The sequence below is a fragment of the Cedecea sp. P7760 genome, from assembly GCF_013386425.1.
Classification (GTDB): Bacteria; Pseudomonadota; Gammaproteobacteria; order Enterobacterales; family Enterobacteriaceae; genus Cedecea; species Cedecea selenatireducens.
Genome location: NZ_JACARU010000047.1, coordinates 1 through 12,489, shown reverse-complemented (window position 1 = coordinate 12,489; position 12,489 = coordinate 1). Strand labels below are relative to the sequence as shown.

Here is a 12,489-nt window from a genome sequence, read left to right as displayed (position 1 = left end):
GGCGGGGTTGAGCTGTCGGGCGCCGGGGCTGTTCGGGGGATGGCGTTATCCCCCTCACACGTTCACCGTGCTCTGAACGTGCAGGGGAAACAGACCCTACAGTACCCCGCTATACACCACCGGCCCCGTTGGCTGCCCGGTCGGCGAGCCGCCCTGCGGCTCAAGGCTGATGGCGATCGTCACACCTCGTGACAACGTCACGTTACCGTTACTCAATTGCGTCACCACTTTGCTGTCCAGCAGCCCCAGAGAAACCGGTTTGGCGCCAACCGGGATGGCCCACAGCTGCAGACTATTACTGGCGGAGACGGACGCCAGCTGCAGCGGCGTCAGGCGCAGCGTTTTACGGTCGCCGTCGGCGCTAACCAGCCACTGCCCCTGCTGGCCGCTGCCGTTAAGCACCATAAGCGGCGCAAGTTCAGGCGCTTTGGGGCTGAAATACGGCACCAGAGTAACGGCGGCAAGCCCGGCGGCGAGCGCCCAGCCGAGGTAGTTCCAGCTCCAGCGGGAAGGCACGACGACGTTACGCTCAGGCGGCAGGCTAAGCTGAATTTTCTTCCAGACGGTTTCCGGCGGTTGTTGTGCCCGGAGTTGACTGTCCAGCCCACCAAGCAGGGTTTGCCAGCGGCCCACGAGCGCGGCAAGCTCCGGCTCGGCCTGGAGACGTTTTTCGAAGCGCAAACGCGCCCTGCCGCGCAGCGTACCCAGCGCGTATTCAGAGGCCAGGGCGTTATCTCTTGGTTGGCTGCTGTTCATAGTCCGACGCAATCCTTAAGGTGATCCAGCGCCCTGCGGATCCAACTTTTTACCGTGCCGAGCGGCTGCTGCAGCCAGTCGGCGATATCACCGTGGGACATGCCCTGATAGTAGGCCAGCACCACGCTCTGCCGCTGTTCGCTGCTGAGTCCTTCCAGGCAGCCACGCAGGCGCCCTGCCTGCTGTTCGTCACACCAGCCGTTGTCTGCTTCGCTCTCCATATCGGCGGCGTTATCGCTGAGTTCTTCTTCCTGGTTTGCGGCGCGGGATTGCCCGCTGCGGAGCCAGTCGATGCAGCGATTGCGAACAATATGGGTCAGCCAGGTCACGGGAGCACTTAACGCGGGATCGTAGCCTGATGCCCGGTTCCACACCGTAAGAAATGCATCATGCAGAATTTCTTCTGCCCACGCCCGCCGCTGAACGGTGCGCAGCGCGACGGCAAAAAGATGGGGCGAAGTCAGACGATAGAGTTGTTCAAATGCGCGGCGGTCGCCTTCAGCAACCGCCTGCATCAGTTTTACCTGCTGTTCTACCAGAGTTTTATCCATATTTTTCTCGACCAGGCGACAGGCCTGAATCGAGTATAGACACTCACTTCGGCATCAGTACGGTATCAATGACGTCAATAACGCCATTTTTCTGGTTCACATCATAAGTACTGATATTCGCGAGGTTGCCCTTCGCATCTTTAATTTGAATATTGTGCGGCCCGTTATTCATGAACCACAGCGGTTGGCCGTTCACGGTTTTTAATTCTGCGCTCCCGCCGCCCTGCTGGATTTTTTTCTCCAGCGCTTTCATATCGTATTTTCCGGCTACCACGTGATAGGTCAGGATACTGGTCAGCGTGGCTTTATTTTCCGGCTTGATCAAATTACTGACCGTGCCCGCAGGCAGTTTGGCAAACGCTGCATCGGTTGGGGCAAAGACGGTAAACGGCCCTTTGCTCTGCAGCGTATCCACTAAACCGGCGGCCTTCACCGCCGCGACCAGCGTGGTGTGATCTTTGGAATTCACGGCGTTCTCAACAATATTTTTTGACGGATACATCGCTGCACCGCCGACCATCACGGAATCATTCGTCATTGAGGCAATGCTCAAAGTACTGAAAAAAGCGGAGGCGCACACGGCGGAAGCAAAATACTTGTTCATGTTGAATTCCTCAATTGTAGGGAGCAAGAGAGTTGCTCACATTCTGATATACGGGTGAGGATGCGCCGCTGGATGCAGTAAAAATAAAAAATATTTCGCCGCTTCTTTCACCACTCGCAACCCATTGTTAACGTTACGTGCGTTAATGGTTTTCAAAATTTAAACACAAGAACTAACATATAAAGCTCACGATCCTGACAATTGGCGCATGCCGTAAACACCCCCTGATGAAAACAACCCAGAAAAACAAACCCCATAGCAGCAAAACCGCCCTTTCCCTTCTCCTGATCCCGGCCTTCACCCCCTGCTTTACGCAAGCCGCCGACACAACGCAAACCGATGAAACCACGCTGCTGGTGACCGCTAAGCCCACGACGGTTTCCGAACTGGATACGCCTGCTGCAGTGAGCGTTGTTTCAGGCGATGACCTGCGCCAGGCCGCGCCGCGGATAAATCTTTCGGAAAATCTCGGCAGCGTCCCTGGGCTGCAAATTCAGAACCGCCAGAACTACGCCCAGGATTTACAGCTTTCGGTGCGCGGTTTTGGTTCGCGGTCAATGTACGGTGTAAGAGGCGTGCGCATGTATGTGGACGGGATCCCGGCCACGATGCCCGATGGTCAGGGGCAAACGTCAAATATCGATCTTAATAGCGTGGAGAGCATCGAGGTGCTTCGTGGCCCGTTTTCCGCGCTGTACGGCAACTCCTCGGGCGGGGTCGTTAACGTCACAACGGAAACCGGCCGTCAGCCGCCTACGTTCGAAGCCAGCAGCTATTACGGCAGCTTCGGTAGCTGGCGCAACAGCGTGAAGGCCACTGGCTCAACCGGCGACGGCACCCATGCCGGTGACGTGGACTATGCCGTATCCGCCTCGCGCTTTACCACGCACGGCTACCGTGACCACAGCAGCGCGCAGAAAAACCTCGGCAATGCAAAGCTTGGCGTTCGCCTGAACGACGTCAGCAAGCTGACTTTGCTGTTCAACAGCGTGGACATTGACGCCAACGATCCCGGCGGCCTGACCGAGCAGGAGTGGCGGGACAATCCCAAACAAGCGCCACGGGCCGATCAGTACAATACGCGTAAAACGACGAAGCAAACTCAGGGCGGGCTGCGCTATGACCGCCAGCTCAGCGAACACGATGATTTAAGCGTGATGATGTACGCGGGCGTGCGTGAGACTACGCAGTTCCAGTCCATTCCGGCGGCAGTCCAGAAAAGCCCCACTCATCCCGGCGGCGTGATCCAACTGGCAAGACATTACCAGGGTATTGATACACGCTGGACGCACAACGGCGAACTCGGCAGCGTGCCGGTCAGCTTCACCACCGGGCTGGACTACGAGACGATGACCGAGAAGCGCAAAGGCTACGAGAACTTTGTGACGGTGAACGGCGCCACGGTACTGGGCGAGCAAGGCAACCTGCGCCGTAACGAGCGCAACCTGATGTGGAACCTCGACCCGTACCTGCAAACCACGTGGCAGTTGACCGACAAACTCAGCCTGGATGCGGGCGTGCGCTACAGCTCGGTCTACTTTGATTCAAACGACTATTACATCGTGGGGAAAAACGGCGACGACAGCGGCAACGCCAGCTATCACAAATGGTTGCCTGCCGCCTCGTTAAAATATGCCGTCAACAATGGCTGGAATGTTTACACTTCCGCAGGCCGTGGGTTTGAAACGCCAACCATCAACGAGCTTTCTTACCGCGACAACGGCGCGTCCGGGCTGAACTTTGCTCTGCAGCCCTCGACCAGCACCACGGTTGAGGTTGGCAGTAAAAACCGCATCGGCAACGGCCTGTTTACCGCCGCCCTGTTCCAGACCGACACCGATAACGAGATCGTGGTCGATCAAAGCAGCGGCGGGCGCACGACCTATAAAAATGCCGGTGAAACTCGCCGCCGTGGACTTGAGCTTTCTCTCGATCAGCAGTTCGCCGCAGACTGGCGGTTGAAAATGGCCTGGACGTACCTCGATGCCACCTACCGCAGCAACGTTTGTGGCACAAACGACTGCAACGGCAACCGGATGCCGGGCATCGCCCGCAATATGGGTTACGCGTCGTTGGGCTACGTGCCTGAAGACGGCTGGTATGCGGGCGCGGATGTTCGCTACATGAGTGATATTCAGGCCGATGACCAAAACGACGCCAAAGCGTCAACCTACACCACCGTGGGATTGAACACCGGCTACAAGCTTCAGCTGCAGCAAAACTGGCTGCTGGACATCTGGGGGCGGGTTGATAATCTGTTCGACCGCGATTACGTCGGTTCGGTGATTGTCAATGAAGGCAATGGCCGCTATTTTGAGCCAGCGCCTGGCCGTAACTACGGCGTGGGCGTCAACGTCAGCTATAGCTTCCAGTAAGCGTTTTCCCTCCGGCTAAGCCGGGGGGACATTTAAAAAGGAATTTTATGTCACCTATCCTGACCCTTCGAGATGCGGTGCTGGCCGATATCGAGACGATTTTCATCATCCGAACCAGCGTTAAAGAGAACCATCTTTCACGCGAAGAAATGGCCGAAATGGGCATTACCCCACAGACTATTGCCGATATTATTGCCGAATCCCCATGCATCTGGCTGGTCGAGGTTGATGATGAGCCCGCGGGTTTTGCCATGGCTATTGCCGAAGAGGCCTGCCTGTTTGCGATGTTCGTCCTCCCGCAGTTTGAAGGCCTGGGCCTCGGGAAATTACTGCTGAAAAAAGCCGAGGCGTTTCTGTTTGCCCAACAGCCCACCATCTGGCTTGAAACGGCGGCAAACAGCCGCGCCGCATCATTTTATCAGCGTAACGGCTGGCTGCCTGTGGGTGAGCAAGATAGCGAAGATATTCGCTTCGAAAAATCACGCACCACAGTTGCGAAACCGTAGTTCCCTTACCGCACGTACTTAAGGTTTTTGCCCCGTCATTTGTGCCGTCAGCCAACGATATAAAATGCCCACCACGTAGCGCTGTTCCGCATCAGTCAGCGGTCTTCCCGCCGGTATTGCGTGCCATTTTGCCAGGCAACCTCTGCAGCAGGTTGCCGTGGCGTGCTGAGCAATAAAGACCGGATGGCCGCGCATAGGCGTTTGTTTGCCGTCATTTTTTGGTTCGGCAGGTGCCAGGCGGAGGGCGATAAACTCTTCTGCATGGCGGGTGACGGTTTCCGGGCCTTTATCGATGCAGTACTGGCGTTCTTTTGGGCCGAGCTGGAAACGCTGGCGAAACGGGGAGCGTGTAAGGCGCTGAAAAACGCTATCGGGATTGTTCACTGCGGCACATCTTTTCCGACTTTGAAAACGGTATGGTACGCCGCAGGGATCAAATAGCAAGTCAGGGCGTTGAACGTTCACGCCCTGGCTGACGCTAACTACGCTCGATATCTTTAGCCGCCTGATCCAGCGTGTCGATGATTTTGTACAGCGTCTCTTTCGAAAGCTCAGTGCTGCCCAGTTTAGCGTGCAGCGCCGTTTTGAAATTATGAATTGCGCGCTGTACCTCGGGTAAACGGCGGTTGCCGCCGAGAACGCCGAGGGTGGCCAGCCTGGTGGTCACCGCTTCCAGTTCGGATGGCTGCTGTTCAAGCGAGGCTTTTCCTTCTGCCGTCAGCGTGAAGGATTTTTTCCCACTTTGCCCTTCGCCCACCGTGATTAAGCCCATTTCCTCCATCAGCGTCAGGTTAGGATAAATAATGCCGGGGCTCGGCACATATTCCCCTTTCGCCAGGCTTTCAATGGACTTTATAAGCTCATAACCGTGCGCCGGGCCGCCAGCCAAAAGATGCAGAATCAGCAGGCGGATGTCGTTGGCGTCAAACAGACGTTCACGGCGATGGCGGGCGCGCCCTTCCGGGTGGTTTTGTTCAGGATGAATACGCACCATCGGTCGCCTTATTTGTCATGCCAGTAGGCAACGGCGCGGACCAGTTCCGCATCCAGGCCACGCTCTTCCAGCAGGTAATCACCCAGCGCTTTCGCCTGCTTTCCTTCGCCCACAATCCAGATGTAGTAGTCGTCAGCCGGGATCTCCGCGTGCTTCAGGTACTCAGCGATTTCCCCATATGTTAACGCCTGCACTTTTGCCGCTGGAAATTCGCTCAGATAGTTCAGACTGTCGGTATTGTGGCAGTTGACCAGCACCTGAACCTGCACTTCCTTACTCAGCGACTGGAGACGGCGGCGAACGGCAGGCAGGCCGCTTTCATCTGTCACGTAAAGCTGCCAGTGATAGTCCGTTGGCGTGACCAGAGAGCCGCGTGGCCCACCGATAAACAGCTTATCTCCCGGCTGCGCTTCTTTCGCCCAGCTGCTGGCGACCCCGCCGTCGTGCAGGTAGAAATCAATCGTTAATTCGCAGCGCTCCGCGTCGAAGTCCAGCGGCGTATAGTCCCGCGACTGTGGCCGCGCGCCCTCACCCCAGACAATGCCCTCGCTGGTTATCTGCGGCGGGGTAAACTCTCCGTTTTCTGCCGGGAAGAACACTTTAATGTGGTCGTCGAACCCCTGTGAGGAAAAGTCTGCCAGCTGCGGGCTGCTGAACACGAGGCGGTAAAACGTATCGGCGATAAAGCTTTTAGTTTTTACCGTTAATTCACGAAACTTCAGTTCATTACGAACCCGAACCGGCATTTTTTTGGCATTGTTTTGTGTGGTCATAGCGTACCTTTTAGGTATGTAAGATATATCATAGACATATCTTAGAGCACGCCATACCGCCTGTCTTTATCATTTTGCGGCGTTAACCTGCCGGCGTAAAAATGAGAATGACATGCATTTCAGTACGGCGCTACCGCGATCGCAAATTGACAAAACGATACTTTTTTGTCCTTTCCCTTATCGCAAATCAGGTTCTACACTGAGGTTGGCATCAGCCAGTTGTTCATCCACTCACCTACCATCTGACCAGGGAGGCCTGACATGTTTCCTGAGTACCGTGATTTGATTTCCCACCTGAAGTCCGAAAACCCCCGCTTTCTCAGCCTGTGTAATAAACACAACCGTCTCGATAGCGAGATTATGCGCAAGGAGGGGCCGCAAGGGACGGGATACAACGATGAAGTCGTGCAGATGAAGAAAGAAAAACTGAGGGTAAAACAAGAGCTTTACCAGATGTTGAAACAGGCCAGCCAGCCGGCCTGATAGCATTGAAACCGGGGAAGGGTTTGCCCTTCCCTTGTTGCATAAAACGGCTATATAACCACGTTCAGTTCTCGTAGAACTTCAGCCATTTTTCTGGCACCAGCAAAATTCAGATGGTCACCATCGCGGAAATCCTCCCCGACAAATACCGGGCTTTCTGAGAGATCGATAAACCGCGAATGTGCAGCCTCCAGCCCGGAGAAGCAGCTGCGATGCGTATATTTCATCCTGACGTCCAGATTGTCTACATAAGCTGCCGGGAACGGTGGCGTCAGCCAGACAACCTTCCTGCCGTGCTTCGCTAACAGAACGTCCATTTCGGCCACCCGCCGCGTATTTTCATTCAGTGTGACCTGATGATGAACCGATTTAGAGTGAGCTATGCCACGCTGCTGCGCCATCTGCTGCTGCCGGGCCGGAGGCAGAGAAGTAAGATTGCCCGTTAAATTTCGTGTGGATTCGCAAATTTGCTCCCTGAAGATGACATCATCCAGCCCGGTAATGGGCTGCCCCTGCGCTGGAAATGGCATCACCAGGCGGCTAAAGACCTGAATATCGTCCGAGGCGGATTCGCTGGCGCCCTTTATCAGATAATGGCTGTTGAGCTGGCTCCAGGCATGAATAATCTGCTGGTTAAAGTCGTCTTTTGTTTTTAGCAGATCGCTGTACAGATCAAAAAAACCCAGGCAATAAACAAAGTTCTGTACCTGCGGGTAACGCTCAAGGATATGTGCCGTCAGCTGCTGCGCCTGCTTAAGTCCCAAACTGTGGGTAGAGATATTGACGCTGTGTTCCAGCCACGCCTCAGGGAAGCCATAGAAGCTGTAAGAGTTACCAATAATAACCGTTTTAACGTCCGGGTCAGCCAGCGCAGCGTATTGCTGCGCCAGCAAATGCGTGTGCTGGATGGCATTTGTACTTAAGGGGATGAAATTATCGATCAGCAAATCATAATATGAAATGCAGGCGATGGCCTGAGGATGCTCAACCGCCAGAGCCAGTTTTAGCCCCTGAGGATCGTAAAGGATAAAAGGGGCGGTACTTGCTGCGATCTTTGCATCAAAAGCATCAATTTCCTGCTGATTTTGCTCTTCGGCATTCAGATAATAGAGATTATTAATGGCGGAAGCTCTGAATCGCGAGCCAAGCATTTGCAGCTTACTTAATTCGCCAAAATAAAAGATATCGATGCCGCTATGCGCCATAGCGTTCAACCAGAAGAGATAAAGAGCCAGATAAAGTTGGTTGAGGTTCTGCGGCTTGCCTTCAAGGCTGTCGCCTAACGCGTTGATTAAGTCCAGCGTGATACGGCTGTCATCAAGCAACGCCTGGTTTGAGAAAAGGTAATCGGCAAGTGACTGAGGCACCTGAGCCACCAGCGCCGGGTTTTCAAAATCCTTCAGGTAATGCTGAATCTGTTTCAAAAAGTGATTTTGCATGATGACATTTGCGTGATTGAAATAAATTAATTCACGATCCTATCATTGAGTGACGAAAGGCTATCGTGCAATAACCACTCACACATCCTGCTTATCCCCGGTAATGCCCTGAAAAAAGCCCGTGTTTTATCAAGGCACGCTCACCAGGCGGAAAGAAATTTCGTACAGCGCATTTAATCCCGGATAAATCTCACCAATAACCTGTTTAAGCTCTGCCAGCGTCATATTCTCCTGGCGGGCGTGCTCATCGTCCAGATCGTCAAGCAGTACCGGCGTCACGCCGATCACATCGATAGTGCAGAAATAGACGTCATCTTCATAGCGGCCGACGCGTAAACGCTGCCCTGGCTCAAAATGTGACTCACTGCTGTCGCGCAGGGTGATGGTTTTAAGCCCGGCGACAATGTCGTGCTCAAAGCGGCGGAAAAAAGTGATGTCGTTAGCCATGCTGCCTCCTGATAAACATTCGGCAGCATGATAAAGCGCTTAGACGAACGGCGCTAACGGATCTGCGGTTTCAAAAGCGATTTTTCTGTCTGCCACCGGCGGGTAAATCAGTTCCTGGGTAATCGACAGCTTAATTTTCTTCGCTTCCTCGCGCACGTGGGTCACCTTCTGCTCCCAGCCTTCGGTAAACACCGCGCCCCAGTTACCGAGGTCGAGGCAGGTGACGTAGTTAATCTGGCGATAAGGTAACGGCGCCACGTCCAGCAGGCTTGCCGCGACGTTGTACCCCACAAAACGCCCCAACATGATGGCATGCTGGCAGGTCATCAGCGCCAGGTTGCCCAAATCATCCGTCTCGGCACGTGCAACGTCACCGGTGGCAAAAATGGCTGGCTGCCCTTCCACTCGTAAAAATGCATCCACGTGCAGACGACCCTGTTTATCACGCGGGGCGCTAATCTGCTCCGTTAACGGACTGGCCTGCACGCCAGCGGTCAGAATCACCGTGCTGGAGGCAATACGCTCGCCGTCGGCCAGCACAATGCCCTCGGCATCAACTTCAAGGACGTCGGCATTCAGACGCCACTCCACGCCGAGCTCTTCGCTGGCGGTTGCAATCACGTCACGCAGCTCGCTGCTGTAGCGCCCGCCGATTTTATCGCCCCGCTCAACCACAATGACGCGAGTTTGCGTATCGGCGCCAAGCACTGCGCGTAACCTGCCGGGCAGCTCAGTGGCCATCTCAATGCCGGTAAATCCGCCGCCGCAGACGATGACCGTATTACGGGCTTCGCTCTCTGCCTGCTGCGCTAAAGCAGAGATATGCTGTTCCAGACGTAGCGCGCTCTCAAGCTGGTCGAGGTCGAACGCATGTTCCGCCGCACCTTTAATCAGATCACGCTTCAGGTTGCTGCCCGTCGCCAGAACCAGACGATCGTACTGGCGAGGCGTGCTGTTGCCCTGCTCATCCCGATACCAGACGCACTGATTTACGCTGTCGATGCGCTGCGCTTCGCCTTTCACAAAGGTCACGCCTGTAACGTCAAACAGCGGCTGAAGCGGAGCGACCAGCGAAGCCACCTCGGTTTCGTAGAAACGTGGGCGCACGCGCAGCTCCGGCTGAGGGGCCAGCACGGTAATCTCAATGTCTTCGCGATCGTACATCGCCGCAAGTCTGGCCGCGCTCAGGGCCGCCCACATACCGGCAAAGCCGGCGCCAAGGATAAGGATCTTCTGTTGCATGGTTCTACTCCGATAAAGGCCGTCAGTGGCCAACGACTGCGACTATACTTGTCGCAGTTAACTGCGACAAGATCTTTCGTAGTTTATTTTCATTCCACTGTTTTAGGGGTTATAGATTGCATAGCGCGTATAAAATCCCTACATTACCTGGATTAAATGAGTCGGAGGCAGCATGGCGTTTTACAGTTCGGGCGTGGAGTACGGCATTCACAGCCTGATATGCATGGTGGATGGCAAAGGCGAAGGTCGCGAAATGAACGTGCGTGAAATCGCCGAGCTGCAGGGCGTGCCCTACGACTATCTCGGTAAAATTTTCACCAAACTGTCCAGAGCCGGACTCGTCATCAGCAGCGAAGGCAAAGGCGGCGGCTTTACCCTTTCTCGCCCGCCTGACCAAATCAGCGTGCTGGATATCGTGGAAGCCATCGACGGTGAGAAAAGCATTTTCGACTGCAAAGAGATTCGTCAGCGGCTGGCGGTTTTTGAAGAAACGCCGCCCGAATGGGCCTGTGAAGGGATTTGCGGGGTGCGTGCCGTGATGAACATCGCCCAGCAGCGTATGGAAGAGGCGCTGGCCCAGCATACCGTGCTGGATCTGGCTCGCCGTATGTACCGTAAGGCACCGGATGAGTTTGTTATCGAGGTGCAGGACTGGATCCGCGACCGCCGCAGCAGCTAGCCTCTCGCTTAGTACAATTTTGCAAATTCAAACCCAGCCAGCGTATAAGTCGCTGGCTTTTTTGTTTAAAAAAGCGTCAGAAATAGCCAGCAATGACGTTATTTAGCCATCCCCCACTCCAGACATCCGAACGGCTTTCCTTCCCTACCGCCAAAACAGCACATTATATTACTTTCAGATCTAAACGACGGGTTTATGTTCTTTAGATGCGGCAATTTGCCGCCCTATCATCCCATACATGAACACTTTTCATGTTGTGAGAGAACGATGATTGCCGATTCCGTCCTGGACCTGATAGGTCACACCCCGCTGCTGCGGCTCAACCACCTTGATACCGGCTGCTGTGAGCTTTTGCTTAAGCTGGAAAACCAAAATCCCGGCGGTTCGATTAAAGATCGCGTTGCCCTGTCAATGATTGAGCAGGCCGAACGTAGCGGCAGGCTGCGGCCCGGCGGCACGATTATCGAAGCGACGGCGGGCAATACCGGGCTGGGGCTGGCGCTGATTGCCACGCAAAAAGGCTACCCGCTGATTCTGGTGGTGCCGGACAAAATGAGCCAGGAGAAAATTTTCCACCTGCGGGCGCTGGGCGTTGACGTGCGCCTCACCCGCTCCGATGTCACCAAAGGCCATCCTGATTATTACCAGGATTATGCCCTGCGGCTGGCGGCGGACATTCCGGGCAGTTTCTATATCGATCAGTTTTCAAACCCGGCCAACCCGCTGGCGCACGCCACGGGAACCGCCGTTGAGCTTTGGGAGCAAACCGGGGGGCACATCGACGCCATCGTTGTCGGCGTGGGCTCTGGCGGCACGCTGGGCGGCCTGCAGCAATTCTTCCACCAACACTCACCGCAAACCGAATTTGTGCTGGCCGATCCCTGCGGATCCATTCTTGCCGACGTGGTTGAGCACGGCAGATACGGTGAAGTCGGCAGCTGGCTGGTGGAAGGCATCGGCGAAGACTTTGTGCCACCGCTTGCTGATTTTGAACGCGTGCAGCACGCCTACCGCATCAGCGACCGGGAAGCTTTTGCTACCGCCCGGGCGCTACTAACCCACGAAGGCATTCTCGCGGGCTCCTCAACGGGCACCCTGCTTGCCGCCGCCCTGCGCTACAGCCAGGCACAAAACACGCCCAAACGCGTGGTCACTTTTGCCTGCGACAGCGGCAATAAATATTTATCGAAAATGTTTAACGATCAATGGCTCAGCCAGCAAAACCTGGCGTAACTATTAAGGATAATTCATGAATAAATTTGCTACCCAGAGCGTGCACAGCGGCACTTTTGATGATGCACACGGCGCGGTAATGCCGCCCATTTACGCTACTTCCACATTTGCCCAGCCGGCACCGGGCCAGCATACCGGCTTCGAATACTCGCGCAGCGGGAACCCAACCCGGCAGGCGCTGGAAACGGCGATTGCCGAACTCGAAGGCGGCCAGCGCGGATATGCGTTTGCCTCCGGCCTGGCGGCTATCTCAACCGTGCTCGAACTGTTAGACAGCGGCAGCCATATTATCGCCGTTGACGACGTGTATGGCGGCACCTGGCGGCTGATTGAGAACGTGCGCAAACGCAGCGCCGCCCTGCAGGTTAGCTGGGTGAAGCCTGACGATCTCGACGGCCTGCAGGCCG

General features: G+C 55.3%; 14 protein-coding genes and 1 pseudogene. 6 read left to right on the top strand and 9 right to left on the bottom strand.

Annotated elements, in window-relative coordinates; all coding sequences use genetic code 11:
• Positions 1–96 precede the first annotated feature (96 nt).
• Genes HX778_RS16025 through HX778_RS16015 form a run of 3 tightly spaced genes read right to left on the bottom strand, consistent with a single transcriptional unit; the run spans position 97 to position 1,911 of the window.
• Entirely contained in the window at positions 97–756 is a 660-nt protein-coding gene (locus tag HX778_RS16025; protein ID WP_176982510.1) for an anti-sigma factor domain-containing protein, read from the bottom strand.
• Positions 753–1,307: an RNA polymerase sigma factor gene (locus tag HX778_RS16020; protein ID WP_038472230.1), complete on the bottom strand. Its 555-nt coding sequence runs from the start codon at positions 1,305–1,307 to the stop codon at positions 753–755. Before HX778_RS16020 ends, HX778_RS16025 begins: the two co-directional genes overlap by 4 nt.
• A 43-nt stretch (positions 1,308–1,350) precedes the next feature.
• Positions 1,351–1,911 carry a fasciclin domain-containing protein gene (locus HX778_RS16015; protein WP_038472228.1) on the bottom strand — a complete coding sequence of 187 codons (561 nt, stop codon included), beginning with the start codon at positions 1,909–1,911 and terminating at the stop codon, positions 1,351–1,353.
• 227 nt (positions 1,912–2,138) lie between these two features.
• Here HX778_RS16015 and pqqU point away from each other — a divergent pair, with 227 nt between their 5' ends.
• Both pqqU and HX778_RS16005 read left to right on the top strand, forming a co-directional pair.
• Entirely contained in the window at positions 2,139–4,286 is a 2,148-nt protein-coding gene (pqqU, locus tag HX778_RS16010; RefSeq protein ID WP_176982509.1) for a TonB-dependent receptor PqqU, read from the top strand.
• Positions 4,287–4,333: 47 nt separating this feature from the next.
• Entirely contained in the window at positions 4,334–4,792 is a 459-nt protein-coding gene (locus HX778_RS16005) for a GNAT family N-acetyltransferase (protein ID WP_176982508.1), read from the top strand.
• A gap of 18 nt (positions 4,793–4,810) precedes the next feature.
• Here HX778_RS16005 and HX778_RS16000 read toward each other — a convergent pair whose 3' ends face one another.
• From HX778_RS16000 to HX778_RS15990, 3 genes are all read right to left on the bottom strand, one after another.
• The gene (locus tag HX778_RS16000; RefSeq protein ID WP_038472222.1) at positions 4,811–5,176 is read right to left on the bottom strand and encodes a DUF4186 domain-containing protein; all 366 of its coding nucleotides are present in this window, start codon (positions 5,174–5,176) and stop codon (positions 4,811–4,813) included.
• 94 nt (positions 5,177–5,270) lie between these two features.
• The gene (locus HX778_RS15995) at positions 5,271–5,786 is read right to left on the bottom strand and encodes a PadR family transcriptional regulator (protein WP_176982507.1); all 516 of its coding nucleotides are present in this window, start codon (positions 5,784–5,786) and stop codon (positions 5,271–5,273) included.
• Positions 5,787–5,794: 8 nt separating this feature from the next.
• Entirely contained in the window at positions 5,795–6,559 is a 765-nt protein-coding gene (locus HX778_RS15990) for a siderophore-interacting protein (RefSeq protein ID WP_176982506.1), read from the bottom strand.
• A 261-nt stretch (positions 6,560–6,820) separates the two neighbouring features.
• Here HX778_RS15990 and HX778_RS15985 point away from each other — a divergent pair, with 261 nt between their 5' ends.
• Positions 6,821–7,042, top strand: a complete 222-nt coding sequence (locus HX778_RS15985; protein WP_038472217.1) for a YdcH family protein — start codon at positions 6,821–6,823, stop codon at positions 7,040–7,042.
• 50 nt (positions 7,043–7,092) lie between these two features.
• On the opposite strand, the gene HX778_RS15980 is transcribed toward HX778_RS15985, so the two are convergent.
• The 3 genes from HX778_RS15980 to HX778_RS15970 all read right to left on the bottom strand — a co-directional run bounded on the left by HX778_RS15980 (position 7,093) and on the right by HX778_RS15970 (position 10,170).
• On the bottom strand, positions 7,093–8,481 hold the full coding sequence (locus HX778_RS15980; protein WP_038472215.1) for a hypothetical protein: 1,389 nt from the start codon (positions 8,479–8,481) through the stop codon (positions 7,093–7,095).
• 129 nt (positions 8,482–8,610) lie between these two features.
• Positions 8,611–8,928: a N(4)-acetylcytidine aminohydrolase gene (gene yqfB / locus HX778_RS15975; RefSeq protein ID WP_038472213.1), complete on the bottom strand. Its 318-nt coding sequence runs from the start codon at positions 8,926–8,928 to the stop codon at positions 8,611–8,613.
• A gap of 39 nt (positions 8,929–8,967) precedes the next feature.
• A complete protein-coding gene (locus HX778_RS15970; protein WP_038472211.1) occupies positions 8,968–10,170 on the bottom strand; it encodes an NAD(P)/FAD-dependent oxidoreductase in 1,203 nt (400 codons plus the stop codon).
• Between the two features lie 172 nt (positions 10,171–10,342).
• Between HX778_RS15970 and HX778_RS15965 the strand changes: the two genes are divergently transcribed.
• The 3 genes and pseudogenes from HX778_RS15965 to HX778_RS15955 all read left to right on the top strand — a co-directional run.
• Positions 10,343–10,849: an Rrf2 family transcriptional regulator gene (locus HX778_RS15965; RefSeq protein WP_038472209.1), complete on the top strand. Its 507-nt coding sequence runs from the start codon at positions 10,343–10,345 to the stop codon at positions 10,847–10,849.
• Between the two features lie 267 nt (positions 10,850–11,116).
• A pseudogene (locus tag HX778_RS15960) lies at positions 11,117–12,076 on the top strand (PLP-dependent cysteine synthase family protein); the annotation flags it as partial.
• Positions 12,077–12,098: 22 nt separating this feature from the next.
• The coding region (locus HX778_RS15955) for a PLP-dependent transferase (protein WP_176982504.1) at positions 12,099–12,489 on the top strand (391 nt) is incomplete at its 3' end.

Bases quoted from the DNA above. Each gene is read 5' to 3' on its own strand.
- pqqU (WP_176982509.1), top strand. From the start codon at position 2,139: ATGAAAACAACCCAGAAAAACAAACCCCATAGCAGCAAAACCGCCCTT.
- HX778_RS16015 (WP_038472228.1), bottom strand. From the start codon at position 1,911: ATGAACAAGTATTTTGCTTCCGCCGTGTGCGCCTCCGCTTTTTTCAGT.
- yqfB (WP_038472213.1), bottom strand. From the start codon at position 8,928: ATGGCTAACGACATCACTTTTTTCCGCCGCTTTGAGCACGACATTGTC.
- HX778_RS16020 (WP_038472230.1), bottom strand. From the start codon at position 1,307: ATGGATAAAACTCTGGTAGAACAGCAGGTAAAACTGATGCAGGCGGTT.
- HX778_RS15985 (WP_038472217.1), top strand. From the start codon at position 6,821: ATGTTTCCTGAGTACCGTGATTTGATTTCCCACCTGAAGTCCGAAAAC.
- HX778_RS15970 (WP_038472211.1), bottom strand. From the start codon at position 10,170: ATGCAACAGAAGATCCTTATCCTTGGCGCCGGCTTTGCCGGTATGTGG.
- HX778_RS15995 (WP_176982507.1), bottom strand. From the start codon at position 5,786: ATGGTGCGTATTCATCCTGAACAAAACCACCCGGAAGGGCGCGCCCGC.
- HX778_RS15980 (WP_038472215.1), bottom strand. From the start codon at position 8,481: ATGCAAAATCACTTTTTGAAACAGATTCAGCATTACCTGAAGGATTTT.
- HX778_RS15965 (WP_038472209.1), top strand. From the start codon at position 10,343: ATGGCGTTTTACAGTTCGGGCGTGGAGTACGGCATTCACAGCCTGATA.
- HX778_RS16025 (WP_176982510.1), bottom strand. From the start codon at position 756: ATGAACAGCAGCCAACCAAGAGATAACGCCCTGGCCTCTGAATACGCG.
- HX778_RS16005 (WP_176982508.1), top strand. From the start codon at position 4,334: ATGTCACCTATCCTGACCCTTCGAGATGCGGTGCTGGCCGATATCGAG.
- HX778_RS15990 (WP_176982506.1), bottom strand. From the start codon at position 6,559: ATGACCACACAAAACAATGCCAAAAAAATGCCGGTTCGGGTTCGTAAT.